Source organism: Pseudonocardia sp. ICBG1142 (assembly GCF_020496255.1).
Taxonomy (GTDB): Bacteria; Actinomycetota; Actinomycetes; order Mycobacteriales; family Pseudonocardiaceae; genus Pseudonocardia.
In genome coordinates this window covers 101,686-127,625 of sequence record NZ_JAHLJC010000032.1, presented here as the reverse complement: position 1 = coordinate 127,625, position 25,940 = coordinate 101,686, and the positions used below count along the sequence as shown (strand labels likewise).

Sequence of the window (25,940 nt, the reverse complement as noted above, 5' to 3'; positions counted from 1 at the left end):
CGGCGCTGGACACCCTGGCCGCGGACCCGGACCTGCGTGAGCAGGAGCGGCGCCGGGTGCGCCACCTCCTGGTGGACGACGCGCAGGACCTCGACCCGCAGCAGATGGAGCTCGTCGCGGCGCTGGCCGAGCACGCCGGTTCCACGCTGCTCGCGGGCGACCCCGACCAGGCGGTCCTGACCTTCCGCGGCGCCGACCCGCAGGGCCTGACCGTGCTCGACGCGCCCACCGAGGTCCTCACCGTCGACCACCGCCAGCGGCCCGGGGTGCGGGCGGCGGGCCTGCGGGTGGCGGAGAAGCTGCCGGGCGCCGGGGTGACCCGGACCCGGCGCGGCCCGGAGCAGGACGACGGGGCCCCCGAGGCCCCGGACGGCCCGGACGCGGCCGGGGTGGGTGAGGCCCTGCAGGTCCGGGTGTTCGGGTCGCCGTCCGCGGAGGCCGGCTGGATCGCCGACCGGCTGCGGCGCGCGCACCTCGTCGACGGGGTGCCGTGGGCGGACATGGCGGTGCTGTCGCGGTCCGCGCGGCGCACCCTGCCCGCGCTGCGCCGAGCGCTGGCCGCGGCCGGGGTCCCGCTGGCCGCACCACCGGACGAGGTGCCGCTGCCGCGCCAGCCCGCCGTCGTGCCGCTGCTGCTGGTGCTGCGCGCGGCCTGGCGGCCGTCCGCGATCGACGCCGACCTCGCGACCGCCCTGCTCACCTCACCGCTGGGCGGCGGTGACCCCATGCGGATGCGACGGCTGCGCCGCGGCCTGCTGCGGATGCACGCCGCCGCGGGGCACGACGTCCGGACCTTCGCCGACGACGACCGCGTCGAGGCGGGTGAGGTCGACCCAGCCGCGGCGAGCAGCGATCCGCTGTTGGTCGAGATGCTGCGCGACGCGGTCGCGGGCCGGCCCGACCCGCTGCCGATGCTCTCGCCCGCCGAGGCGGCACCGATGCGCGACGTGGGCCGCCTGCTCGACACCGCCGCCCGCTCGATCGGTGCGGGTGACCAGGTCGAGGAGACGCTGTGGAAGGTGTGGCGGCGCACCGGTCTGGCGAAGCGCTGGAGCGAGGCGAGCGCCCGTGGGGGCCCGGGCGGCGCGGCCGCCGACCGGGACCTCGACGCGGTGCTGGCCCTGTTCGACGCGGCCGCCCGCTACACCGACCGGCTGCCCGGTGCCGACGTCGGCGGGTTCCTGGAGTACCTGCTCGACCAGCAGCTGCCGGGGGAGACCCTGGCCCCGCAGGCCCCCCGGGGCGGCGCGGTCGAGCTGCTCACCGCCCACGGCGCCCGGGGCCGGGAGTGGACGGTCGTCGCGGTGCCCGGGGTGCAGGAGGGTCTGTGGCCCGACGTACGGCTGCGCGGCAGCCTGCTCGGCCACGAACGGCTCGTCGACCTCGTCGGCGGGGTCGCCGCCCCCGACGACGCGGTCTCCCGCACGGCGCCACTGCTCGCCGAGGAGCGCCGGCTGTTCTACGTCGCCTGCACCCGTGCCCGGACGACGCTGCTGGTCAGCGCCGTGCAGGGGGAGGACGAGCAGCCCTCCCGGTTCCTCGACGAGCTCGACCCCCGCCCCGCCGACGCCGCCGAGGCCCGCCCGGTGCACCGGCCCGAGCGGTCCCTGGTGATGGCCGAGCTGGTCGGGGAGCTGCGTCGCGCCGTCACCGAGCCCGACCACGGCGACCCGGGGCGCGCCGCGCGTCGTCGCCGGGCGGCGGCCCAGCTGGCCCGGCTCGCCGCGGACGGCGTCCCCGGGGCCCATCCCGACGACTGGTACGGCGTCGCCGAGCTGTCCGACGGCGCCCCGCTGCGCGCCGAGGGCGAGCTCGTCCCGATCTCCCCCTCCGACGTCGAGACGATCGCCGGCTGCCCCCTGCGGTGGGTGCTGTCCCGGCACGGCGGCGACGAGACCGGCGCGCTGTCGGCGGTCACCGGGTCCCTGGTGCACGCACTGGTCCAGGCCCGTGCCGCCGGGGCCGACCCGGCGGAGCTGGAGGAGGCACTGCGGTCGGCGTGGCGGCGACTCGACACCGGGGCCCCGTGGTTCGGGCGTCGCGAGCTGGTCCGGGTGCGCGAGATGCTCGCCGCCTTCGACGACTGGGTGCGCCGCAGCCGTGCCGAGGGGCTGGAGCTGGTGGCCGTCGAGCAACCGGTGCAGCTGGACCTGGACGCCGGGGACGACAGCGAGGGTGACGACCCGGGGGCGCCGGACGGCCCCGCGCTGCTGCCGGTCGACACCGACGGCGGTCCGGGGCGCGGCGGCGGTGCCGCGCGGGCGGCGCGCCGGGTCCGGCTGCGCGGTCGGGTCGACCGGCTCGAACGCGACGACCAGGGGCGTCCGGTCGTCGTCGACGTCAAGACGGGGAAGACGGCCACCTCGGCGAAGGCCACCGCCGAGCACCCACCAGCTGGCCGTCTACCAGCTCGCGGCCTCGCTCGGCGCGTTCGACCAGCTCGTCGGGGCAGGGGTGGAGCCGGGCGGGGCGCGGCTGCTGTTCCTGGCCGACCGCAAGGCGAGCGGCGAGGCCAAGGAGCCGCAGCAGGCGGCGCTGCGCCCGGAGGAGATGGGGCACTGGCGGGACGTGCTGATGACCTGTGCCGAGGACTCGGCAGGGGCGGTGTTCGTCGCCCGCGCCGGGCCGGACTGCGACCGCTGCCCGGTCCGTACGAGCTGCCCCGCGGTCGAGACGGGCCGCACGGTGGTGGACGGGTGAGCGGGCCCGGCCCCACCGAGCGGACGCCCCGTCGGTCAGGGCCGGTGGTCAGGTCACGCGCGCCGGTCGGGCCCGGCGGTCGGCGACGCGGTCGATGACCAGCGCCGCACCCAGCCCAGCCCGAGCGCGACCGCGGCGCAGAACCCGCCGACGGTGTCGGTGGCGTAGTGCGCCCCGAGTCGCACCATGCCCGCGCCGACGGTGCCTCCGGCCAGCAGCGCCGTCGCGGCCAGGGTGGCGACGGCAGGTCCGGTGCGGGCCACCGGCAGCAGCCCCACCAGCAGCAGGGCGACGACGAGCCCGATCGAGACCGCACCGCCGGTGTGGCCGGAGGGGAACGCGTAGCCGTCCGCGGTGGCGGTGCCGATGGTGCGCCCGATCAGTGGTTTGAGCACCGTCGTCGCGATGCCGGTCAGGCCGGGGTCGACGACGGCCAGCACGGCCAGCCGCGGTCGTCGCAGGTACAGGGTCAGCCCGGCGAGCAGCAGCGCGAACAGCACGACCGTCGGCGGGGAGCCGAAGGTGACCGCGTCCGCGAGCAGCGAGCCCGACCGGTGTCCCAGCGCGTCCACCACGGCGTCGGCGTCGCGGTCGATCCGCCCGGCGGTCGCGTCGCCGCGGTAGGCCCAGGCCAGGACCGCGAAGACGGCGACGGCCGCCGCCACGATCAGTGGCGCCGGCCGTCGCAACGGTCCCAGCAGGGACGGGTCGTCGGGAGTGGGGCGCACCTGGCCCAGGTTAGCCCGCGCTGGCGAGCCCCAGGGCGCTCGCCAGCCGTCGCAGGTCGCCCTCCGGATCCGCCATCCCGGGCGTGATGACCTGGGCGCAGACGTGGTCGGCGCCGGCGTCGAGGTGCTCGTCGAGCCGGGCCGCGACCTGCTCCGGGGTGCCGTGCGCGACGAGCGCGTCGATCAGGGCGTCGCTGCCGCCGTCGTCGAGATCGGACTCGGCCCAGCCGAGCCGCTTCAGGTTGCTCCGGTAGTTGACCAGGCTCAGGTAGGGCTTCTCGACGGCCGGGCGGCCCAGGGCACGCGCGGTGGCGGGGTCGTCGTCGAGCACCACCTTGTGCTCCGGTGCGATCAGCGGTCCGGCGCCGTAGCGCTCGCGGGTCGAGCGGGTGTGCTCGGGTGTGGTCAGGTACGGGTGCGTCCCGGCGGACCGCTCGCGGGCCAGGTCGAGCATCTTCGGGCCGAGCGCGGCGACCGCGCGGCCGTCGCGGGGGACCCCGAGCTCGTCGAGCCGGTCGAGGTAGGCGACGAGCGCGGCGTAGGGGCGGGTGTAGTCGCTGGTGGCCTCGGGGTGCCCGACGCCGATCCCCAGCAGGAACCGCCCCGGGTGCCGCGCCTCGATGCGGTGGAAGGACTCCGCGACCTCGTCGGCCGGGGTGGCCCAGATGTTCACGATGCCGGTGGCCACGGCCAACGAGGTCGTCGCGTCGAGCAACGACTCGGTCAGTGTCAGGTCCCCGGGCGGGGAGCCGCCGACCCACACCGCACCGAACCCGAGCTTCTCGATCTCGGCGGCGAGATCGGGGGACAACCCGCTCTCGTGCCGCCACACGCCGTACCGGCCGAGGGAAACACTCATGGTGGTGACTACCACCGCGAGGGTCCGATCATTCCCGGTCCTACGATGGCCCCTCCACTACGCGAGAGGCTGGAACAGCAGTGATCGACCTCAAGGCGGCCCGACAGGACCCGGACACCTTCCGCACGGCGCTGTCCCGTCGCGGCGCGTCCGCGGACTTCGACGCGCTGCTGGAGGTCGACGCGCGCTGGCGCGAGGCCACCGACCGCGTCGGCAGCCTGCGTGCCGCGGCCAAGCAGCGGCCCAAGGGGAAGCCGACCCCGGAGCAGGTCGAGCAGTTCAAGCTGGAGAAGGAGGAGCTGCGCACCGCCGAGGACGCCCTCGCCGTCGCCGACACCGAACGGTCCGAGCTGCTCGCCCGCATCCCGAACCTGCCCGACCCGACCGCCGCCGACGGCATGGCGGAGGAGGACGCGGTCACCGTCCGCACCTGGGGTGAGCCGCCGGTCTTCGACTTCACCCCGCGCGACCACCTGGACCTGGCCTCGTCGACCGGCCGGGTCGACATGGCACGCGGTGCGCGGCTGTCGGGCTCGCGGTTCGCCTACCGGTTCGGGGACGTCGCGCGGCTCGAGATGGCCCTGTTCCGCTACGTCATGGACAAGCTCGCCGGCGAGGGGTTCGTCCCGGTGCTCGGCCCGGTCCTGGCGAACGAGCGGGCGATGTACGGCACCGGCTTCCTGCCCACCGAGGCGTCGAACCTCTACGAGCTGGAGAAGGACGGCCTCTACCTCACGGGCACCTCCGAGGTCGCGCTCGCCGGGATCCACATGGACGAGATCGTCGACCTCGACACGCTCCCCGCGCGCTACGTCGCGTTCTCGACGAACTTCCGCCGCGAGGCGGGCGCCGCGGGCAAGGACACCAAGGGCATGTTCCGGGTGCACCAGTTCGACAAGGTCGAGATGTTCGTCTACTGCCTTCCGGAGAACTCCCGGGACGTGCACGAGGAGCTGCTCGCCCACGAGGAGTCGATCGTGCAGGAGCTGGGGCTGCCGTACCGGGTGCAGAACATCGCCGTCGGCGACCTCGGCAACCCGGCCGCGAAGAAGTACGACATCGAGGCCTGGTTCCCGGTCCAGGAGCGCTACCGCGAGATCACCTCGTGCTCGAACACCACCGACTACCAGGCGCGACGCCTGAACGTCCGGTTCCGCCGCGAGGCCGGTGCGCCGACCGAGAACGTGCACACGCTCAACGGGACCGGTGCCACCGCCCGCGCCATGCTCGCGATCATGGAGAACTTCCAGGACGCGAACGGGACGGTCACCGTGCCGGAGGTGCTGCGGGCCCACGGCGCCCCCGCGACGGTCGGCACCCCGCCGGCCTGATCGCTCTACCGCAGACGGGGTGACGCGCGCGACCTCCTGACGGAGCAACCGAACGGGGTCCCGTGCGTCCTGCTTGCGTGGAGAAACCGGGGAGTGGCGTGTCGCGGGGCGGGGAACGCCCGGACACGTCGCAGCACACCGCCGTCGGTGGTGGGCGCCCCCTCGGGCCCGACGCCCGTCGGCCGTCCGCCGTGCCGTCTCCCGTGCCGTCCGCTGTGCCGTCTCCCGAGCCGTGGCCGACCGGACGACGGGCCCGGGCGCGCCGCGCGGGCGTGACCTCCGGCGCCGAGATCGCCGAGGCGACCCGCGGGCCGTCCGCCGCCGCCCGGGACGCCGTACCGGGGCCCGTGTCCCCGGTGCCGCGGGCCCGCGGGCCCGTCCGCGCCGACGGCACCGTCGCGGCCGCGAGCGTCGGGGACGGAGCGGAACGCACCGTGGAGACCTGCGCCGTCGTCGCGCACCGGTCGACGGGCAGGCACCTCGCCCCGGACGCCGTGCCCGGTCCGCGCTGCGGGCCCCGGCCGCCCACCGCAGCGACAGCGGAGGTCGGTGGCACCGCGGCCAGGCCGGTCCCGCCGCGGACCTCGGCCGAGCCGACCCCCACCGCGCAGATCCCGACAGCGCAGATCCCCACAGCGCCGGCGCCGACTCCGCCGGCGTCGCCCCCCGTGCTGCGGACCTCGACGGCACGGGTTCCCGCAGCCCCGGGGCCGATCACCACCACGTCCCGCCTCCGCCCCACCGAACGCGGAGCCCGGGCCACGGGCGCCCGGGCCGGACGCCCGGACCGAGCCGGGCACCCGGACCGAGCCGTACGCCCGGACCGCGCCGTCACCGGCCTGCGCCGGCGGATCGCGCACGGCGCCGGGGCGATGGCGCTGGTGCTCGTCGCCGCCGCCGGGCTGACCTGGACCGTGCTCGTCCCGCCGGACGGCACGGCCGGTGCCGACCCGGCGACGTCCGCGCTGGACAACCAGCTGCCGCCCCCGCCGCCCCCACCTCCGCCACAGCAGTGGCGTCAGGTCGGCGGCGACGAGTTCGACGGCTCCCGCGTCGACCGCTCCACCTGGACCGTCTACAACTCGCCCGGCGGGTTCGGCAACGGCCTGCGCCGCCCGTCCGCCGTCGGCGTCGGCGACGGCCTGCTCACCGTCACCGCTCGCCCCCGGGCCGCGGGCGGCGGTGTCTCCGGCGGCGTCGCGATGCACGACGGACAGCTCTACGGCCGCTGGGAGTTCCGCGCCCGCACCGACGTCGGCACCGGGTACAGCCCGGCGATCCTGCTCTGGCCGGACTCCGAGCGGTTCCCCGACGACGGGGAGCTCGACATGATGGAGATCCCGTTCGGCGACCGGCACGCGGCCACCGCCTTCGTCCACTACGGTGCGCAGAACCACATCCTGTCGACCGCCAGCCCCGGCGACTTCACCCAGTGGCACACCTTCGCGCTGGACTGGCTGCCCGACCGGATCACCTGGTACGTCGACGGGGTGAAGAGGTGGGAGGTCACCGACCGCCGCGCGATCCCCACCACTCCGATGCACCTGGCCATCCAGCTCGACCAGGGCCCGGCCTCCGGGTGGATCCCCGCTCCGGACGCGTCCACCCCCGACGAGGTGCGGCTGCAGGTCGACTGGGCCCGCGTGTTCGCACCCGTCGACGACGCCGGATAGCGCCCGAGACCGAACCGGGACGACGGCGGGGGCCGGGCACCGCTGTCGGTGGGGCCGGGTAGAACGGTCCCCGTGGACCCCACCCCCGCCGAGCTGGCACGCGCGCTCGGTCTGCACCCGCCGACCGAGGAGCAGGCCGCGGTCATCGCCGCGCCCGCCGGGCCCGCGCTCGTCGTCGCCGGGGCGGGGGCCGGCAAGACCGAGACGATGGCGGCCCGCGTCGTCTGGCTCGTCGCGACCGGCCGGGTGCTGCCCGAGCAGGTCCTCGGGCTGACCTTCACGCGCAAGGCCGCGCAGCAGCTGGGCACTCGCGTCCGGTCCCGGCTGCGCCGCCTCGCCGGGGCCCGGCTGCTCGACGACCTGGACCCGTCGGGCGCCCGGCGCGCCGCGCTGCTGGCGGGCGAGCCGACCGTCGCCACCTACCACGCCTACGCCGGGCGCCTGGTCGGCGAGCACGCGCTGCGGCTGCCCGCCGAGCCCGCCGCCCGGCTGCTCGGCCCGACCGCGGCCTGGCAGCTGGCCCACCGCGTCGTCTCCACCTGGGCCGCGGACCTGGAGATCGACCGGGTGCCCGCGACCGTCACCGGCTACCTGCTCTCCCTGGCCGGGGAGCTGGGGGAGCATCTCGTCGAGCCGGACCAGGTGCGGCGCCTCGCCGAGCGGATGCTGCCGGTGCTGCAGCACGCCCCGCCCGGCAAGCGGCAGCGCGCCGAACCCTCGGCCGGGTACAAGGCCCGCATCGCCGCGCAGCGGATGCGCTGCGAGCTGCTGCCGCTGGTCGAGGAGTTCGCCCGGCGCAAGCAGGCCGAACAGGCCATGGACTTCGCCGACCAGATGGCACTCGCGGCCCGCATCGCCGAGGCCGACCCGGAGGTCGGGCGGATCGAGCGTGCCCAGTACCGGGCCGTGCTGCTCGACGAGTACCAGGACACCGGGCACGCCCAGCGGGTGCTGCTCCGCGCGCTGTTCGGCGTGCCGCCGGGGCTCGCCCCGGAGCCCGGCGACGACCCGGAGTACCGCTCGGTCACCGCGGTCGGCGACCCCTGCCAGTCGATCTACGGCTGGCGCGGCGCGAGTGCCGGGAACCTGGCGCGCTTCCGCACCGACTTCCCCGCCGCGGGCGGCGACCCCGCCCCCGTGCACGGCCTGCTCACCAGCTTCCGGAACCCGGCCGAGGTGCTCGTGCTGGCCAACCGGGTCTCCGAGCCGCTGCGGACCGCGCCCGGCACCGTCCGGGTGGGGGAGCTGCGCCCGCTCGACGGTGCGGGCCCCGGCGACGTGCGGGCCGCCCTGCTGCCCGACGTCGCGGCCGAGGTCGCCTGGACCGCCGACGGCATCGCCGAGCTCTGGCACGCCGGCCACGCCGACGGCACCCCGCCCACCGCCGCGGTGCTGGTCCGGCGCCGCTCCGACATGGACGCGCTCGCCGCCGCGCTGCGCGACCGGCGGGTCCCGGTGGAGGTCGTCGGGCTCGGTGGGCTGTTGTCCACCCCCGAGGTCCGCGACCTCGTCTCCGCGCTGCGGGTGGTGTCCGACCCGCTCGCCGGACCGGCCGCCGTACGGCTGCTGACCGGGCCCCGGTGGCGGCTCGGGATCGCCGACCTGGCCGCGCTGTGGCAGCGCGCCCGCGAGCTCGTCCCGCACCGCCCGGCGCGCCCCGGGCCGCTGTCGGCCGCCGACCTGGCGCTGGGGGCGCTGCCCGGGGAGCAGGCCGAGCAGGCCGGTCTCGTCGACGCCCTCGACGACCCGGGCGGCCCGGAGCGCTACTCCCCGGCCGGGTTCGACCGGATCCGGCGCATCGGCCGCGAGCTCGCCCAGCTGCGCGCCCGCACCGCGGCCCCGCTGACCGACCTGGTCGCCGACGTGGAGCGGACCCTGCTCCTCGACGTCGAGACGGCGGCCCGTCCCGGCCCCACCGGCCGGGCGCACCTCGACGTGTTCGCCGACGTCGTCGCCGACTTCGCCGCCGGCGCGGACGTGCCGTCGCTCCCGGGCCTGCTCGACTACCTGGAGACCGCCGAGCAGGCGGAGGAGGGGCTGACCCCCGGCGAGGTGGAGGTCGCCCCGGACCGGGTGCAGATCCTGACCGTGCACGCGGCGAAGGGGCTGGAGTGGGAGGTCGTCGCCGTCCCGCACCTGGTCTCCCAGGTCTTCCCCGGTCGCAAGATGTCCGGGTCCTGGCTGAAGGACCCGGCCGCGCTGCCGGTGCCGTTGCGCGGCGACGCCGACGACCTTCCCGGCCTGCACCTGCCGCCCCCGGGCGCCGACCGCAAGCAGGTCGAGACCGCGCTCGACGACCACGACGACGCCCTCGACGAGCGCCGCCTCGCCGAGGAGCGCCGGCTGTTCTACGTCGCGCTCACCCGGTCCGAACGGGTGCTGCTGGTGTCCGGGCACCGCTGGCCCGCGACGGGGGAGCGGCCGAAGGAGCCGTCGGCGTTCCTGACCGAGCTCGCCGAGATCCTGGAGGGGCCCGGCGGCTCCGAGGTCGGCGTGCTGGAGCACTGGGCGCCCCCGCCCGAGATCGACGCCGGGAACCCGGCGCTCGGCGTCGAACGGACCGCTCAGTGGCCGCCGGACCCGTTCGACGACCGCGCCGACGACGTGCGCTCCGGGGCCGAGATGGTTCGCGCCGTGCTGCGCGCCCGGCGGCCGAAGCGGCCGCGCCGCGCCGCGCAGACCGACCAGCTCGCACTCGAGCTGCCCCCGGCCCCCGACCCGGAGTCCGGGGCCGGCGTGGTCGACGCGGAGGGGGATCCCGAGGGCTGGGCCGCCGACGTCGACGTCCTGCTCGCGGAGCGGGCCGCGGCCGCCCAGCGGCCCACGGTGTCGCTGCCCGGGCGGCTGTCGGTGAGCCGGCTCGTCGAGCTCGCCGACGACCCGGACGCGCTCGCCGTCCGCCTGCGTCGTCCGGTGCCGATGCCGCCCAATCCGCACGCCCGCCGCGGCACCGCCTTCCACGCCTGGCTGGAGCAGCGCTTCGGGGCGGAACGCCTGCTGGACATCGACGAGCTGCCCGGCGCCGCCGACGAGTCGGTGTCCTCGGAGGCCGACGCGACCGAGCTCGCCGAGCTGCAGGCGGCGTTCGAGGCGTCGGAGTGGGCGGGCCGCCGGCCGGTCGAGGTCGAGGTGTCGTTCGAGACGGTGCTGGCCGGGGTCGCTGTGCGGGGCCGGATGGACGCGGTGTTCGCCGACCCCGACGGGGGCTGGACGGTCGTGGACTGGAAGACCGGCGGCCTGCCCGCCGAGGACCGCAGGCAGGCGGTCGGGGTGCAGCTGGCCGCGTACCGGCTGGCGTGGGCGGCGCTGCAGGACGTCGAGCCCGACCGGGTGCGGGCGGCGTTCCACTACGTCCGCGAGGGCGTCACCCTGCGCCCGGCGGACCTGCTCGACGCCCGCGCGCTGCACGACCTCGTCGCGGGAGTGCCGACGGCGGCCGTCGAGGCATAGATTCCGTCGATCGCAGACCGTCGGAGCATCGACGGCGCGACGGGATGGCTCCGCTGTCGGGGCGCGCTGTACCGGACGGGCACGGAGACACCGGTCCCGGAAGGAGTACAGGCGATGCAGGCGCACAGGGCGATCGGGACCGTGGTGGCCGCGGGGACGGCGACGGCCGTTCTCGCCGGCTGCGGTGCGGCGGGGACCGAACCCGGGACCCCGGCCGGCCCGGCGGCGGCCGGTGCCGGGCCGGCGGTGGCGGTGGGCACGGCACCGCGCCCGGCCGACGACGCCGACCTGGTCGACCGCAGCCACGGTCTGGTCGAGCCCGGCACGGTGCACGTGGACCGGTCACTCGACACCGACGCGGCCCGACACGCCGTCGACGTCGCACAGGAGCTCTACACGTTCTGGGACACCGGCGACCGGTCCCACCTGGACCGGGCCGTCGACCCGTCGTTCGTCGACCGGACGATGCCCGCCGGACGGCCCCAGGGGCCGGACGGGCCGGTGGCCGCCTCGGCCGGGTTCCGGGCGGCGGTGCCCGACCTCCGCTGCGAGCTCGTCGACCTGTACGTCACCGGCGACACGGTCACCGCGCGACTGGTGTTCCGCGGCCGCTTCACCGGCGAGTACCAGGGTGCGCGCGGTCGCGGGCAGGCGATCGACTTCGGTGCGATCGACATCCAGCACATCGGCCCGTCGGGTCGGATCGTCGAGGACTGGCACCTGGAGGACAACCTGACGTTCCGGCAGCAGGCCGGGATCGTGCGCGGCTGAGATCCGGCCGTGGCGCCCGGGCTCCGGACAGCGGAGAGCCCGCGCCCCGGTGACGGGGACGCGGGCTCGGCGCGTGGGGTGGTTCGGGTCGGTGTGGCTGTCGGTGTGGCCTGTCAGTGTGCCTCGGCCTTGGCGATGCCGGCACCGGTCAGGGACCGGACCTCCATCTCGGCGTACTTGCTGCCGTCGTGGCGCTTCTGCCCGATGTAGGTACCGACCACACCGAGCAGGAACGACAGCGGGATCGAGACCAGACCGGGGTTCGCCAGCGGGAACCAGGCGAAGTTCACGTCCGGGAAGATCGAGGTCTCGGACCCCGAGACGACCGGCGAGAACACGATCAGCACCAGGGTGCTGATCAGTCCGCCGTAGATCGAGTACAGGCCGCCGGTCGTGTTGAACCGCTTCCAGAACAGCGAGTACAGGATCGTCGGCAGGTTCGCCGACGCCGCGACGGCGAAGGCCAGCGCGACGAGGAACGCCACGTTCTGGTCCTTGGCCAGGATGCCGCCGACGATCGCCACGATGCCGATCACGATCGCGGTGCGGCGGGCGACCCGGACCTGGGTGGCCTCGGTGTCCTCGACGTTCCCGCGCTTGATCACGTTGATGTAGACGTCGTGCGCGAACGACGCCGACGCGGTGATCGTCAGACCGGCGACGACCGCCAGGATCGTCGCGAACGCGATCGCGGCGATGATCCCCAGCAGCACCGGGCCGCCCAGCGCGGCGGCCAGCAGCGGCGCCGCCGAGTTCACCTTGCCCGGCGCGTTGTTGATCGCCTCCGGCCCGACCAGCGCACCGGCCGCGAAGCCGATGACCAGCGTGAACAGGTAGAACAGGCCGATCAGCCAGATCGCGACCTCGACCGAGCGGCGGGCCTCCTTGGCCGTGGGCACGGTGTAGAAGCGCATCAGCACGTGCGGCAGGCCCGCGGTGCCGAGCACCAGCGCGATGCCGAGCGAGATGAAGTCGATCTTCGAGGTCAGCGACTTGCCGTACTGCTGGCCGGGGGCGAACAGGCCCTCGCCCTTGGGCGAGCCGTCCGCGGCGGCCTGCATGATCGCCGAGAAGTTGAAGCCGAACAGCGACAGCGCCCAGATCGTCATGACCAGCGCGCCCGTGATCAGCAGCACCGCCTTGATCATCTGCACCCAGGTGGTGCCGCGCATGCCGCCGATGAGCACGTAGGCGATCATCACGACGCCGACGACGGCGATCACGACACCCTGGGCGAAGGCGCCGGAGATGCCGAGCAGCAGCGACACCAGCGCACCGGCGCCGGCCATCTGCGCGAGCAGGTAGAAGAACGACACCGCGAGCGTCGAGGTGGCCGCCGCGGCGCGGATCGGGCGCTGCTTCATCCGGAACGCCAGGACGTCGCCCATGGTGAAGCGGCCGGTGTTGCGCATCAGCTCCGCCACCAGCAGCAGCGCGACCAGCCACGCGACCAGGAACCCGATCGAGTAGAGGAAGCCGTCGTAGCCGTTGATCGCGATGGCACCCGCGATCCCCAGGAACGACGCCGCCGACAGGTAGTCACCGGCGATCGCGAACCCGTTCTGGGTGCCGGAGAAGCCGCCGCCCGCGGTGTAGAAGTCGGCCGCGGTCTTCTTCGCGTGCCGGTTGTTGACGTAGAACACGATCCCCAGCGTCACGACGACGAACGCCAGGAAGATCGAGATGTTGAGGGCGGGGTTGCTGTCCGCCGTCGCCGCCAGGACTGTCGTGCTCATCGGGTCCCCTCGATCTCGCCGCGGAGCTTCGACGACAGTGGGTCGAGCACGCGGTCGGCGTAGCGGATGTAGACCACGGTGATCGCGAAGGTCGACACGAACTGCAGCAGCCCGAGGATCAGCCCCAGGTTGATGTTGCCGAGCACCGGGGTGGCCATGAAGTCCGTCGCGAAGCTCGCGAGCAGCACGTACAGCAGGTACCAGGCCAGGAACCCTGCGGTCACCGGGAACACGAACCCGCGCAGCCGCCTGCGCAGCTCCTGGAAGTCGGGGCTCGCCTGTGCGGCGGCCCAGTCGGGAGCGCCCGGCGTCGGATCGCCGGGCTGCTCGTCGGACTCGGTCGTACTCACGTATGCCTCCTTGCACAAGCCACGCACGGCCACGGGACCGGACCCAGGAAAGGGCCTTCGGGCCGTGTGCGGAACCCCACACGCACGCTCCGGGCGACCCAAGATGCAAGCGGCCGACGACCGGACGATCGAGCGCGGCACCGGACGACGAGCGGTCTTGACGACGATGTCGCCGCTACGCTAAAGCGCTCACTCTCGATCGGCCAGATGGAGCCGTAGCATCGTAGCTTCCGCGTCCGACGGAGCGTGATCGCCCAGTGACACTGCGATCATGACGAGGAACGCGCAGGGCACCGACCACAGCGCCGGCTGGGCGAGCAGCATCCCCGCGGTCCCGCCGAGCCCGAGCGCGGCACCCAGTGCCATCGAGCCGAGCGTCGCGAGGAGCCCGGTGACCATCCCGGCGTAGGCGCCCCGCGCGGTGAGCCCCTTCCACCACAGGCCCAGCACCAGCAGCGGGCAGAACGTCGACGCCGCGACGGTGAACGCCGAGGTCACCGCCGCGCTGACGTCGACGCGCACCATCAGCAGGGCCGCCGGGACCACGGCAGCCGACGCGGCCAGCGCGGTCAGCCGCAGCCGGCGCAGTCCCGAGGGCATGAGGTCGTGCGCGAGCGCGCCGGACAGTGCGAGGAGCAGCCCGAGCGAGGTGGCCAGGAACGCGGCGAAGGCACCCGCGGTGAGCATCGCGGTCAGTGCCGCCGCGGTGCCGCCGCCGGTGACCCGCCCGGGCAGCGTGACGATCGCGGTGTCGGTGCCCTGCGAGAGGTACAGCTCGGGGGTGAGCACCGTGCCGAGGAGCCCGTAGACGATCGGGAACAGGTAGAACGCGCCGAGCATCGCGACGGTGATCGCCGCGGTCCGCCGGGCCCCGCGCCCGTCCGGGCTGGTGTGGAACCGCACGATGATGTGCGGCAGCCCCATCGTCCCCAGCGCCGTCGCGACCAGCACCGACCAGGTCGTCAGCAGCGGCGAGGTGTCGGCGGCGCCGAGCAGCGGCAGCGCCCACTCGGCGCCGCCGGGCACCGGCAGCGACGCGTGGTCGCCACCCAGCTCGGGCACAGCGGCGCCGTCGGGGAAGACCCAGACGGAGTCGGCGGCGGCGTGGTGCGGGCCGGGGGCGAGCGGGACCGGCGCCCCGTCGACGACCACGACGGTCGGCTCGGTCAGCACCAGCTCGGTGTCGAGCCGGAAGTCGACCGGGGTCGCGGCGGTGAACCGGGTGAACTCCGGCGGTGCGGCCATGTCGGCCCGCAGCGCCGGGCCCGCGAGCAGCAGCAGCCAGATCGCGGGCCCGGCGAACAGCAGCAGCTTGAGCGCGAACTGGAACGCCTGCACGTAGGTGGCCGCGCGCATCCCGCCCAGCGCCAGGGTCAGCCCGACGGCGAGCCCGGACACCACGACCCCGACCCAGTAGTCGACGCCGGACACCAGCGTCAGCAGCTGCCCGGCCGCGACGATCTGCGGCACCAGGTAGAGGACCGCGATCACCACGACGACCACCGCGCAGAACCGGCGCAGCGACCGCGACCCGAGGCGGGCCTCGGCGAACCCGGGCACGGTCAGCGCGCCGGAGCGGCGCATCGGCGCGGCGACCAGCGCGAGCATCAGCAGATAGCCCGCCGCGAACCCGACCGGGTACCAGAGCGCCCCGGTGCCCTCCTTGATCACCAGCCCGGCGACGCCGAGGAACGAGGCCGCCGACAGGTACTCCCCGGAGACCGCGGCCGCGTTGAGCATCGGCGAGGTCCGCCGGGACGCGACGAGGAAGTCCGAGGTGGTCCGCATCGCCGCGACGCCCCGTGCCCCGATCAGCACCGTGACCAGCAGCAGGGTGACGACTGCGGCGGCCGTCACGGGCGTTCCGCGCGTTCGGCCCGGCGCAGGTGCCACCACGCCAGCAGACCGAGCAGCGGGTACGGCAGCCAGGCGACCGCGATCCAGCCCAGCGGGAGCCCGCCGACCCGCCACCGGGCCAGGTCCGGCGCGAGCCGCAGCAGCACCGGCAGCCCGAACAACAGCACCGCGGCGCAGGCCAGGGTGACCACGGCCCGGCGCAGCTGGGCCCGGCGCAGGCCGCGGGCCCGCTCGGCCAGCCCCGGGTCGAGCGCCGCGGCCGGCTGCGGGCGCGGTACGGCCGTGGCCCGCTCGGGCGGTGCGCTGACCGCGACCCGGCGCGGGCGGGAGCTCACGGCAGCCCCCGGCCGCTTCCCTGGCCCCCGCTTCCCTGGCCGCCGCCGTCGCCGTCGGGGCCGCGGTGGCCGTCGAGCGCCCCGGCGGTGGCCGCGGCGAGCAGCTGGTCGCGCAGGTCCCGGGCGTGGCGACGGCTGACCGGCACGTCACCGGCGTCGGTGTGGGCGAGGAGACCGCCGCCGGCGTCACTGCGCAGCTCGCGGACCGCGGGCAGGTGCAGCAGGAAGCTGCGGTGCACCCGCACGAAGCTGTGCGGGTCCCAGTGCTCCTCCAGCCGCGACAGCGGGATCCGCACCAGGTGCGAGCCCTCGGGCAGGTGCAGTCGCACGTAGTCGCCGTGGGCCTCGACGAAGCGGACGTCCTCGCGGCGGACGTAGCGGCTGCGCCCGGCGGCCTCCACCGGCAGCACCGCGAGCTCGTCGACACGGGGCAGCGCGGGCCCCGGCGGCTCCGGAGAGCGCGCACCGGGGGCGCCCGGCCGGGCGGCCGAGCGGCCCGCCCGGGCCCGGTGCACCCGGCCGAGCGCGTCCGCGAGCCGGTCCGCACCGACCGGCTTGAGCAGGTAGTCGACGGCGCCGAGGCCGTACGCGGCGACGGCGTGCTCCTCGAACGCCGTCACGAAGACGATCTCCGGCGGGGTGGCCATCGCGGCCAGCACGCCACCGAGCTCCAGGCCGTCCATCCCGGGCATGGTGATGTCGAGGAAGACGGCGTCGAACCGGCCGGTGGGGATCGCGCGCAGCGCCTCGACCGCGCCACCGGCCCGGGCGACCTCGCCGACGTCGGGCGCGTCGGCCAGCAGCGCGCAGATCTCGTCGAGGGCGGGGGCGACGTCGTCGACGGCGAGCACCCGCAGCGGTGCGGCGGAGGGGACCACCTCAGATCACCACCCCGGGCTGGAATCGCGGGATCCGCAGCACGATCCGGGTGCCCGCGCCGGGCGCGGTCTCGATGACCAGGCCGTGGTCGGGGCCGTAGACCGCGCGCAGCCTGCGGTCGACGTTCACCAGCGCCAGCCCGGCCCCCTCGGCGGTCCCGGCCAGCACGTCGCGGGCGTGCTCGGGGCTCTTGCCCGGACCGTCGTCGTCGACGGTGATGACGCAGACGTCCCCCTCGGCCTCGCCGCTGACCTGCACCAGCCCGCCGTCGGCGGAGCGCTCGACGCCGTGCTGCACCGCGTTCTCCACCAGCGGCTGCAGCGCCAGCACCGGGACCGGCACCGGCAACACCTCGGGCGCCACCCGTACCTGCACCCGCAGCCGCTCGCCCAGCACCGCGCGGGCGAGGGTCAGGTAGGCCTCGACCGACCGGAACTCCCCGGCCAGCGGCACGTAGTCGCCGCGTGCGGCCAGCGAGTGCCGGATGAACTCGGCGAAGGTCTCCAGCAGGTCGCGGGCGCGCGCCGGGTCCGAGCGGACGAACGAGGCGATCGTGGTGAGCGCGTTGTAGACGAAGTGCGGCGAGATCTGGGCCCGCAGCGCGCGCAGCCGGGCGGCCTCGGCCTCGGCCTCGCCGTCGGCGAGGCGGGCGCGTTCGAGGGCGTCGGCGACGAAGGCGGCGGCCCGGCGGGCGGCGGCGGACCCGACCTCACCGGCCAGGACGAGCACCGGCCCGTCGCCGACGGGCAGTGCGGTGCGGCCGGCCTCGGTGAGCCGCCGCCCGCGGGTCCGCCCGGCGAGCGCGAGGCCGTCCGAGCGGCCGGGGCCCCACCAGGAGTCGGGCAGGCCGGGCCGGACCAGGCCCGCGGCGTCGGCACCGCAGAGCCCGGCGAGCCTGCGCAACGCCTCGGTCGCGGCAGGGGACCCGGCCGGTTCGCGCAGGCCCGCGGCCACGGCGACGCCCGTCTCGAGCGTCTCGGTCGGGTCCGGACCCGGTGCGGCGGCGCCGCGGAACCGGCGTGCGCTCAGCCGCGGCCGCAGCGACGTGCGCGCGGTCGGCGTCGCACGTTCGTGGTCCCCGTCGGCCGACACCTGAGTGAGGATAGGGCCCGCGCGGTCGGTGCGGCGCGACCTGGGCGCTAGCCTGCGCAGGTGATCGGCTCCACCCGGCTCAGCGCACTCGACCCGCATGTCGAGGGTGCGCTGCGGATGCCGGACACGCGGTCGGGTCCGGTGCGCTCGCTGATGACCCGCCTGGTGATCGCGGTGTTCGCGCTCGGCGCGACGACGTTGATCGTCTTCTTCGGGCGCGACGGCTACCTCGACAACAACGGTGCGGGCGAGATCTCGCTGCTCGACGCCCTCTACTACGCGACGGTGTCGCTGTCGACGACCGGCTACGGCGACATCGTCCCGGTCAGCCCGATGGCCCGCGGCATCAACATCGCGGTGATCACCCCGTTGCGGGTGCTGTTCCTGATCGTCCTCGTCGGCACGACCGTCGAGCTGCTCACCGAGCGGTCTCGGCAGTCGTTCCGGATCCAGCGCTGGAGGTCGCGCGTGCGCGAGCACATCGTCGTCGTCGGCTACGGAACCAAGGGTCGTGCGGCGGTGGAGACGCTGCTGGGCGACGACGTGGACCCCGGGAAGATCGTCGTCGTCGACACCGACCGGGCGCGGCTGGACGTGGCGTCGGGGCTGGGGCTGGTCACCGTGTCCGGCAACGCGACCCGGTCCGCGGTGCTGCGCATCGCCGGGGTGCAGCTGGCGACGACGCTGGTCGTCGCCCTGGACCGCGACGACACCGCGGTGCTGGTCACCCTGACCGCCCGCGAGCTGTCCAAGTCCATCTCGATCGTCGCCGCGGTGCGCGAGGCGGAGAACGTGCACCTGCTCCGCCAGTCCGGTGCCAGCTCGGTCATCGTGTCCGACGAGACGGCCGGCCGGCTGCTGGGCGTCGCGACCCGCTCGCCCGCGGTCGTCGAGGTGGTGGAGGACCTGCTCACCCCGGACGCCGGCTTCGCGATCTCCCAGCGCCAGGTCGAGCCGACCGAGGTCGGCGGCTCGCCGCGGCACCTGCCCGACATCGTGCTCGGCGTGGTGCGCGGCGAGCAGCTCCACCGGGTGGACTCCGCCGCCGTCGACGCGCTCGAGCGCGGCGACCAGCTGCTCTACGTCCGCAAGGCGACCCCGCCGGACGAGGAGTAGACCTCTCGGCCTGAATCGGCCCCTTGACCTGAATCGGACTTCAGGTCGCACGGTGGTGACCATGCGATCACCGACCGGCTACACCGACCTCCCCGGGCTGATGACCCGGTTGACCGGCGACGAGAAGCACGAGGCCGCCGCGACCTCCACCCTCGACGTCCTCTGGGTCCTCTACGACCGCATCCTGCGCGTCGACCCGCAGCACCCGGACGACCCCGACCGCGACCGGCTCCTGATCTCCAAGGGGCACGGCCCGATGGCGCTCTACGCCGTCCTCGCCGCCCGCGGCTTCCTCGACCCCGCGACCTTCGACCGGTTCGCCGCGTTCGACTCGAACCTCGGCCACCACCCCGACCGCACCCTCGTGTCCGGCGTCGAGATCTCCTCCGGCTCGCTCGGGCACGGGCTCGGCCTGGCCGTCGGCACCGCGCTCGGGCTGCGGCTGGCCGGGCGCGACGCACGCACCGTCGTACTGCTCGGCGACGCCGAGTTCGACGAGGGGTCCAACGCCGAGGCCGTCCAGTACGCCGGCCGGGCCGGCCTCGCCGGGCTGACCGCGGTCGTCGTCGACAACAGCTCGGCCTCGCACGGCTGGCCCGGCGGGATCGCCGCGCGCTTCGCGGTCGAGGGGTGGGCGACCGTCGACGCCGACGGCCGCGACCACGACGCGCTGGAGCGGGCGTTCCGCACCGACCACGCCGACCGGCCGCTCGCGGTCGTCGCCCACGTCGAGCCGAAGGGGAGTGTCCGATGACCGGCTTTGCTCTGCTCACCGATACGCAGCACGCCACCACCTCCGAGCCCACGACCCCGCCCGACCTGCGGGAACGCTTCTACGGCCTGCTGCCGGAGCTGCTCGCGTCCGACCCGCGGGCCGTCGCGCTGCTGGCCGACATCGGCGCCGGCTACATCGAGGCACCGGCCGCCGTCGCCGACCGGGTGATCAACCTCGGCATCCGCGAGCAGCTGCTGGTCTCCGCCGCCGGTGGGCTCGCGCTGGCCGGGATGCGCCCGGTCGTCCACACCTTCGCGCCGTTCCTCGTCGAACGGCCCTACGAGCAGCTCAAGCTCGACCTCGGCCACCAGGGGGTCGGTGCGGTGCTGGTGTCGGCCGGCGGGTCCTACGACATGGCGGGCGCGGGGGAGACCCACTTCGGCCCGCGCGACGTGCCGCTGCTCGACACCCTCGAAGGCTGGACCGTGCACGTGCCCGGGCACGCCGACGAGGCCGAGGCGCAGCTGCGCGCCGCCCTGCCCGGCGACGACCGGGTCTACCTCCGGCTGTCGGGCGCGTCCAACGCGCGGCCGTACGGCACCGGGCCGTCGATGACGGTGCTGCGCCGCGGGAGCCGGGGGACGGTCGTCGCCGTCGGGCCGCTGGCGGACCGGACGCTCGCCGCCGTCGAGGGGCTCGACGTGACCGTGCTCTACGCGCCCACGGTGCGCCCGTTCGACACGGCGACGGTGCGCGCCACCCTGTCCGAGCCGGACGTCGTGCTCGTCGAGCCGTACCTGGCCGGGACCTCGGTGCGGCCGGTGGCCGAGGCTCTGCGCGACGTGCGGCACCGGGTGCTCGGACTCGGGGTCGGCGCGGCCGAGCTGCGCCGCTACGGCAGCCCGGACGACCACGACGCCGCCCACGGCCTGGACGTCGCGGGCATCCGGCGATCGGTGACGCGCTTCCTCTCGTAGGGTCGGGGCCGTGCGTCTGGCCACCTGGAACGTGAACTCCGCGAAGTCCCGGCTGCCCCGGCTGCTGCCGTGGCTCGACGAACGGGAACCCGACGTCGTCTGCCTGCAGGAGACCAAGCTCTCCGACGACGACTTCGCCGCGAGCTTCGACGAGGCACTGGCCGAGCGCGGCTACGCGTGGGCGCACCACGGCCAGGGCCGGTGGAACGGTGTCGCCCTGCTGTCGCGGGTGGGGCTCGACGACGTCGTCCGCGGCCTGCCCGACGAGCCCGTCTTCACCGAGGGCGGGCTCGCCGAGCCGGACGCGCGCGCCGTCACCGCCACCTGCGGCGGACTGCGGGTCACCTCGGTGTACGTGCCGAACGGCCGCAGCCCGGAGGACCCGCACTACGCCTACAAGCTGCGCTGGCTCGCCGCGCTGCACGACCAGGTGGCGGCGGGCGACCCGGACTCGACGGTCGTCGCCGGGGACGTCAACATCGCCCCCACCGACGACGACGTCTGGGACCGGTCCCTGTTCGACGGCGCCACCCACGTCACCCCCGCCGAGCGGGCCGCGCTCGCTGCGCTGCTCGGGACCGGGCTGCGCGACGTCCTGCGCGAGCGCTGGCCCGACGAGCGGGTCTTCAGCTACTGGGACTACCGGGCCGGCCGCTTCCACCAGGACCAGGGGATGCGGATCGACCTCGTGCTGGCCGGATCGGGCCCGGCCGACCGGCGCGCCGCTGTGTGGGTGGACCGCAAGGCACGCAAGGGGAAGCTGCCCAGCGACCACGCCCCGGTCGTCCTGGACCTGGACGAAGCCCCCGACGGCGACGTCGGGCCGGTCGTCCCGCCGCCGTCGGCCCCGGCGCCGCTCAGCCGTCGGCGATAGCCACTCGCCGCCCGCCAGGTCCGCCGCGCGGTTGGAGCTGCGCCACATGGGGTAGGGCGATAGCCCATAAGGCCTAGCAGTGACTCCCGGGGGATGACTCGCATGACGCGTAGGACCATGACCAGCCCGCGCCGGATCAGCCGCACCGTCGGTGCCGCCGTCGCCGCGGCCGCGCTCGTCGGACTGACCGCCTGTGGTGGCGAGACTCCGCAGGTGCCGAACCTGCCGGACAACCTGCCGCAGGTCCCGGGCGTCGGTGACCCGCGCCAGGCGTTCGGCGACGCCCACCAGAAGGCCCTCGGGCTCGCCGCGCTCGGCGGCATCGGCCTGGAGCAGGGTGTCGGGAACACGGTCAAGGAGCTCGCGCCGCAGGTGCAGGGCGAGGGCCAGCAGCTCAACGACAAGCTGCGGGGGCTGGCGTCGGCGATCGGCGTCTCGCTGCCCGACCAGGTCTCCCCGGAGATCCAGGCCCAGGTCGACGACCTGAAGGCCCGCACCGGTGAGCAGTTCGACCAGGGCTGGCTGCAGGCCGCGCAGGCCCAGGTCGGAGCGCTCAGCGACCAGGCCCAGCAGCTGCTGAACGTGCCCGGCCTGCCGCCGGAGCAGCTCGACCAGGCCCGGGCGCAGCTGACGAACCTGGGTGAGCTGAAGACCAAGCTGGACCAGACCGCGGCCGAGGCCGGCGCCACGACCCCGGGCTCGGGCTCGGGCTCGGGCTCGGGCTCGGGCAATGCTGACGGGAACGGCGCCGACGGGAACGCCGCCGGAAACGGGACCGCGCCCGGCAACGGCTCCGGCAACGGCTCCGGCGACGGGACTGCCTCCGGTTCCGGCTCGCCCGCCGTCGACGCCGGTACCGGCGGCCAGGCGGCGTCGGCCTCCGACGTCGCGCTGCCGGTCGCGCTCGGCGGTGCCGGGCTGCTGCTGCTCGTCGCCGGCGCCATCCGGCTGCGTCGCGCCCGCGCGTGACCCGTCGGCGCCGGCGCCCGGCCGGGGGCGTCCGGGGAGCGGCCGCGCTGCTGCTCCTCGGCGTCGTCCTGCTGGGCTCCGGCGCCGGTCTCGCGCTCGGCGGTGACTCCCGCCTGGAGGCGAGCGACCTCGGCGCGGTCCCCGCGGAACCCACCGCCGCGACGCGCGCGGTGCCGGCGGCCCGGGTACTGCCGGTCCTGGCGCCGCCCGACCCGGTCGCGGTGCCCGGGGCCCCGGCCCCGATCGCGCCGCGCGAGCCGTGGACCGTCTCGGCGGTCTTCCCGCGCCCCGCGGCCGGGCCCGGCGCCGCGGCGCCGCCGGTCGTCCCGGCCGTCCTGGAGCTCCCCGCGCGCGGCCTGGCCGCACCCGTCGACGCGGTCGGCACCGCCCCGGACGGCGGGATGGTCGTCCCCGAGCAGGTGCGCACGGTCGGCTGGTGGGCACCCGGCGTCCTGCCGGGCGGCACGACCGGGAGCGCCGTGATCGCCGGCCACGTCGACTCCCGCACCCAGGGCATCGGGTTCCTGTCGGTGCTGCCGCAGCTCGTCGTGGGCGAGCCGGTCGTCGTGCGTGGTGCCGACGGCCGCACCGCCGGCTACCGGGTCGTCGCGCGTCGCGAGTACGGCAAGCACGACCTGCCCCGCGAGGTGTTCCGCCGCGACGGCGACCCGCAGCTCGTCCTGATCACCTGTGGCGGGGTGTTCGACCCGGCCGCACGGAGCTACGAGTCGAACATCGTCGTCTACGCCGTCCCGGAGCCCTGATCCGTCGCCGGCCCTGCTGCGTCACGGTGAGCAGAGCGGCCTCACCGGATACCCGGTCGGCCCCTCGCCGGCGACCGCCTACCCTGACCTGCGTGAGCAGCACCGTGACCGCCCCGCAGGAGACGACCGAGGCCCCGGAGTACGCCGCCGTCCGTGAGGCCGCGCAGCGCGCCCGGGCCGCCGCCCCGGCCGTCCGCGCGGCGGGCGAGGGCCGGATCGACGACGCCCTGCGCGCCGCCGCGTCGCTGATCCGGGACCGGGCGCACGAGCTGCTCGAGGTCAACGCCGCCGACGTCGCGACGGCCGAGCGGAACGGCATGGCCGCGGGTCTGCTCGACCGGCTGCGCCTGGACCCCGAGCGGCTCGCCGGCATCGCCACCCAGCTCGAGGTGCTCGCCGCGACCCCCGAGCCGCCCACCGAGTGGCCGGTCCGCACGCTGGAGACCGGCGAGCGGGTGTTCGAGCGACGCATCCCGGTCGGCGTCATCGGCGCGGTGTTCGAGGCCCGACCGAACGTGACGGTGGACGTCGCCTCGCAGGTCCTCAAGGCCCGCAGCGCCGCCGTCCTGCGCACCGGGTCGGCCGCGCTCGGCAGCGCCACCGCACTCGTCGAGCAGGTGCTGCGCCCCGCACTGGCCGACGCCGGGCTCCCCGAGGCCGCCGTCCAGCTCGTCCCGCTGCCCGGCCACGCCGGCGCCGAGGCACTGGTCGGGCTGCCCGACCTGGTGCCGCTGGTCGTCGTCCGGGGTTCCGGGGACGTCACCCGCAAGCTGTCGGTGCTCGGTGCGACCGCGGGCACCCGGGTGCTCGCCCACGCCGACGGCGGCGGGGTGCTCTACCTCGACGCCAGCGCCACCGAGGCCGACGTCACGCGGCTGGTCACCGACTCGACCGACCGGCTCGGCGTCTGCAACCGGCTGAACCTGCTGCTCATCGACCGGCCCGTCTACGACACCCTGCTGCCGATCGCGAAGGCCGCCCTCGTCGCCCGCGGCGTCGCGCTGTCGCTGCCCCCGCACGACCACCCGCTCGGCCACGAGTGGGCCCTGGACCCCGGGGCGGAGGCGCACGTGACCGTCGCCGTCGTCGACGGGCCGGACGACGCCGCCGACACCGCCGCCCGGGAGACCTCCGGCCTGGCCGCGACGATCTGCGCCGCCGACGAGCAGGTCGCCCGGCGCTTCATCGACCGCTACACCGGCACCGGGGTGTTCTGGAACGCGCCGTCGCGGCTCCTCGACGGCTACAAGCTGCTCGGGCTGCCCGAGACCGGCATCAACGTCGACCACACGCCCGGCCCGCGCGGCCCGGTCACCTACCGCGACCTCGGACTGCGCCAGTTCGTGATCCTGCCGCCCGAGCACGCCTGACCGGGCAGGTTGTCGGGGGTGGGGGATAGCCTCGCTCCCGTGTCCGTGATCGCCGACAAATCCGCTCTCGAGCTGCACCGGGCCACGCTGGCCAACGGGCTGCGCGTGCTCGTCGTCCCGGACCCGGCCACCCCGGTGGTCGGGGTCTCGGTGCACGTCGACGTGGGCTTCCGTTCCGAACCGGAGGGCCGCACCGGCTTCGCGCACCTGTTCGAGCACCTGATGTTCCAGGGCAGCGAGAGCCTGGAGAAGCTGGAGCACTTCCGGCAGGTCCAGTCCGCGGGCGGGATCTTCAACGGCTCGACCCACCAGGACTACACCGACTACTTCCAGGTGCTGCCCGGCGCGGCGCTGGAACGGGCGCTGTTCCTGGAGGCCGACCGGCTGCGGGCCCCGAAGCTCACCGTCGAGAACCTGCGCAACCAGGTCGACGTCGTGAAGGAGGAGATCCGGCTCAACGTCCACAACCGCCCCTACGGCGGGTTCCCGTGGATCCTGCTGCCCCCGGTCCTCTACGACACCTTCCCGAACGCGCACAACGGCTACGGCGACTTCTCGGAGCTGGAGCAGGCGAGCCTGGACGACGCGGCCGCGTTCTTCGACACCTTCTACGCGCCGGGCAACGCCCTGGTCACCGTGCACGGCGACCTGTCCGAGCACGGTGTCGACGGCACCCTGGCCCTGGTCGAGCGGCACTTCGGGGACATCCCCGCCCGGCCGGTCCCGCAGCGGCCGTCGTTCGCCGAGCCCGCTCCCGGTGCCGAGCGCCGGCAGGCGGTGGCCGACGCGCACGCCCCACTGCCCGCGCTCGCGCTCGGCTACCGCGTCCCCGACCCGGCCGCCGAGCCCGACGCGTACCTCGCCCACGCCATGCTCGCCACCGTCCTGGCCGACGGCGAGGCCTCGCGGCTGCAGCGCCGCCTGGTCCACGGCGGCGCCGACGGGGCGGCCCTGGTCACCGACGTCTCGGCGTCCAACGGCCTGATGGGCGGCCCGTTCGACGCCCGCGACCCCGACACCTTCACCATCACCGCGGTGCACCCGGCCGAGGTGTCCGCGGACCGGGTCACCGCCGCGGTCGACGAGGAGCTGGACCGTCTCGCCGAGCAGGGCCCCGACACCGAGGAGCTGGCGCGCCAGACCGCCCGCTGGGTCGCCGCCCTGCACCGCGAGGACGACCGCGTCATGTACCGGATGCTCGGGCTCGGCGCCCGCGAGCTGCTCTACGGCCGCGCCGAACTCGCCGTCGAGCTCCCCGGCAGGCTGGCTGCGCTGACCGGTGCCGACGTCGCCGCCGCGGCCGCCCGGCTGCGGTCCTCCGGGCGGGCCGTCCTGCTGGTCGAGCCGACCGCCGAACCGGCCGGGGACGGCGACGCGTGAGCGCCCCGACCCGT

The 25,940-nt window shown here is 75.5% G+C and carries 21 protein-coding genes and 1 pseudogene; 14 read left to right on the top strand and 8 right to left on the bottom strand.

Annotated features, from left to right (window positions below):
- Window positions 1-5: 5 nt before the first annotated feature.
- A pseudogene (locus KPL59_RS36250) lies at window positions 6-2,324 on the top strand (PD-(D/E)XK nuclease family protein); the annotation flags it as partial.
- On the top strand, window positions 2,251-2,700 hold the full coding sequence (locus KPL59_RS36245; RefSeq protein ID WP_308187992.1) for a PD-(D/E)XK nuclease family protein: 450 nt from the start codon (window positions 2,251-2,253) through the stop codon (window positions 2,698-2,700). The pseudogene KPL59_RS36250 and the gene KPL59_RS36245, both read left to right, overlap by 74 nt.
- A 53-nt stretch (window positions 2,701-2,753) precedes the next feature.
- Here KPL59_RS36245 and KPL59_RS30910 read toward each other — a convergent pair whose 3' ends face one another.
- Together KPL59_RS30910 and KPL59_RS30905 are read right to left on the bottom strand one after the other, a co-directional pair.
- Window positions 2,754-3,428 (bottom strand): phosphatase PAP2 family protein, encoded by a 675-nt coding sequence (locus KPL59_RS30910; RefSeq protein ID WP_226362937.1) that lies wholly within the window; start codon window positions 3,426-3,428, stop codon window positions 2,754-2,756.
- Between the two features lie 10 nt (window positions 3,429-3,438).
- A complete protein-coding gene (locus KPL59_RS30905; RefSeq protein ID WP_226362936.1) occupies window positions 3,439-4,287 on the bottom strand; it encodes an LLM class F420-dependent oxidoreductase in 849 nt (282 codons plus the stop codon).
- 80 nt (window positions 4,288-4,367) lie between these two features.
- Here KPL59_RS30905 and serS point away from each other — a divergent pair, with 80 nt between their 5' ends.
- The 4 genes from serS (at window position 4,368) to KPL59_RS30885 (ending at window position 11,512) form a co-directional block, all read left to right on the top strand.
- The gene (gene serS / locus KPL59_RS30900; protein ID WP_226362935.1) at window positions 4,368-5,618 is read left to right on the top strand and encodes a serine--tRNA ligase; all 1,251 of its coding nucleotides are present in this window, start codon (window positions 4,368-4,370) and stop codon (window positions 5,616-5,618) included.
- Between the two features lie 215 nt (window positions 5,619-5,833).
- Complete coding sequence (locus KPL59_RS37295) at window positions 5,834-7,291, top strand: family 16 glycosylhydrolase (protein ID WP_226362934.1); 1,458 nt, start codon at window positions 5,834-5,836, stop codon at window positions 7,289-7,291.
- 72 nt (window positions 7,292-7,363) lie between these two features.
- Window positions 7,364-10,741 (top strand): ATP-dependent DNA helicase, encoded by a 3,378-nt coding sequence (locus KPL59_RS30890; RefSeq protein WP_226362933.1) that lies wholly within the window; start codon window positions 7,364-7,366, stop codon window positions 10,739-10,741.
- A gap of 114 nt (window positions 10,742-10,855) precedes the next feature.
- Complete coding sequence (locus KPL59_RS30885) at window positions 10,856-11,512, top strand: ester cyclase (RefSeq protein WP_226351386.1); 657 nt, start codon at window positions 10,856-10,858, stop codon at window positions 11,510-11,512.
- A gap of 113 nt (window positions 11,513-11,625) precedes the next feature.
- Here KPL59_RS30885 and KPL59_RS30880 read toward each other — a convergent pair whose 3' ends face one another.
- The 6 genes from KPL59_RS30880 to KPL59_RS30855 all read right to left on the bottom strand — a co-directional run bounded on the left by KPL59_RS30880 (window position 11,626) and on the right by KPL59_RS30855 (window position 17,761).
- Window positions 11,626-13,248 (bottom strand): cation acetate symporter, encoded by a 1,623-nt coding sequence (locus tag KPL59_RS30880; RefSeq protein WP_020622901.1) that lies wholly within the window; start codon window positions 13,246-13,248, stop codon window positions 11,626-11,628.
- On the bottom strand, window positions 13,245-13,598 hold the full coding sequence (locus tag KPL59_RS30875; protein ID WP_060713141.1) for a DUF485 domain-containing protein: 354 nt from the start codon (window positions 13,596-13,598) through the stop codon (window positions 13,245-13,247). The genes KPL59_RS30880 and KPL59_RS30875 overlap by 4 nt, the downstream gene beginning before the upstream one ends.
- A 189-nt stretch (window positions 13,599-13,787) precedes the next feature.
- Complete coding sequence (locus KPL59_RS30870) at window positions 13,788-15,455, bottom strand: cation acetate symporter (protein WP_226362932.1); 1,668 nt, start codon at window positions 15,453-15,455, stop codon at window positions 13,788-13,790.
- A complete protein-coding gene (locus KPL59_RS30865) occupies window positions 15,452-15,790 on the bottom strand; it encodes a hypothetical protein (protein ID WP_060713139.1) in 339 nt (112 codons plus the stop codon). The genes KPL59_RS30870 and KPL59_RS30865 overlap by 4 nt, the downstream gene beginning before the upstream one ends.
- Window positions 15,787-16,668, bottom strand: a complete 882-nt coding sequence (locus KPL59_RS30860; RefSeq protein ID WP_226362931.1) for a LytTR family DNA-binding domain-containing protein — start codon at window positions 16,666-16,668, stop codon at window positions 15,787-15,789. The genes KPL59_RS30865 and KPL59_RS30860 overlap by 4 nt, the downstream gene beginning before the upstream one ends.
- 1 nt (window position 16,669) lies before the next feature.
- Window positions 16,670-17,761 (bottom strand): sensor histidine kinase, encoded by a 1,092-nt coding sequence (locus KPL59_RS30855; RefSeq protein ID WP_226362930.1) that lies wholly within the window; start codon window positions 17,759-17,761, stop codon window positions 16,670-16,672.
- Between the two features lie 117 nt (window positions 17,762-17,878).
- Here KPL59_RS30855 and KPL59_RS30850 point away from each other — a divergent pair, with 117 nt between their 5' ends.
- The 8 genes from KPL59_RS30850 to KPL59_RS30815 all read left to right on the top strand — a co-directional run bounded on the left by KPL59_RS30850 (window position 17,879) and on the right by KPL59_RS30815 (window position 25,926).
- The gene (locus KPL59_RS30850) at window positions 17,879-18,877 is read left to right on the top strand and encodes a TrkA family potassium uptake protein (RefSeq protein WP_226363087.1); all 999 of its coding nucleotides are present in this window, start codon (window positions 17,879-17,881) and stop codon (window positions 18,875-18,877) included.
- Between the two features lie 61 nt (window positions 18,878-18,938).
- Entirely contained in the window at window positions 18,939-19,631 is a 693-nt protein-coding gene (locus KPL59_RS30845) for a transketolase (RefSeq protein ID WP_226362929.1), read from the top strand.
- Window positions 19,628-20,569, top strand: a complete 942-nt coding sequence (locus KPL59_RS30840; RefSeq protein WP_226362928.1) for a transketolase family protein — start codon at window positions 19,628-19,630, stop codon at window positions 20,567-20,569. Before KPL59_RS30845 ends, KPL59_RS30840 begins: the two co-directional genes overlap by 4 nt.
- A gap of 10 nt (window positions 20,570-20,579) precedes the next feature.
- Entirely contained in the window at window positions 20,580-21,443 is an 864-nt protein-coding gene (locus KPL59_RS30835) for an exodeoxyribonuclease III (RefSeq protein WP_226351387.1), read from the top strand.
- 102 nt (window positions 21,444-21,545) lie between these two features.
- Complete coding sequence (locus KPL59_RS30830; RefSeq protein ID WP_226362927.1) at window positions 21,546-22,412, top strand: DUF4142 domain-containing protein; 867 nt, start codon at window positions 21,546-21,548, stop codon at window positions 22,410-22,412.
- The gene (locus KPL59_RS37290) at window positions 22,409-23,176 is read left to right on the top strand and encodes a class F sortase (protein ID WP_226362926.1); all 768 of its coding nucleotides are present in this window, start codon (window positions 22,409-22,411) and stop codon (window positions 23,174-23,176) included. The genes KPL59_RS30830 and KPL59_RS37290 overlap by 4 nt, the downstream gene beginning before the upstream one ends.
- A 92-nt stretch (window positions 23,177-23,268) precedes the next feature.
- Window positions 23,269-24,546 (top strand): aldehyde dehydrogenase family protein, encoded by a 1,278-nt coding sequence (locus KPL59_RS30820; RefSeq protein ID WP_226362925.1) that lies wholly within the window; start codon window positions 23,269-23,271, stop codon window positions 24,544-24,546.
- A 39-nt stretch (window positions 24,547-24,585) separates the two neighbouring features.
- Window positions 24,586-25,926, top strand: coding sequence for a pitrilysin family protein (locus tag KPL59_RS30815; RefSeq protein WP_226362924.1), 1,341 nt, complete (start codon window positions 24,586-24,588; stop codon window positions 25,924-25,926).
- Window positions 25,927-25,940: the final 14 nt, after the last annotated feature.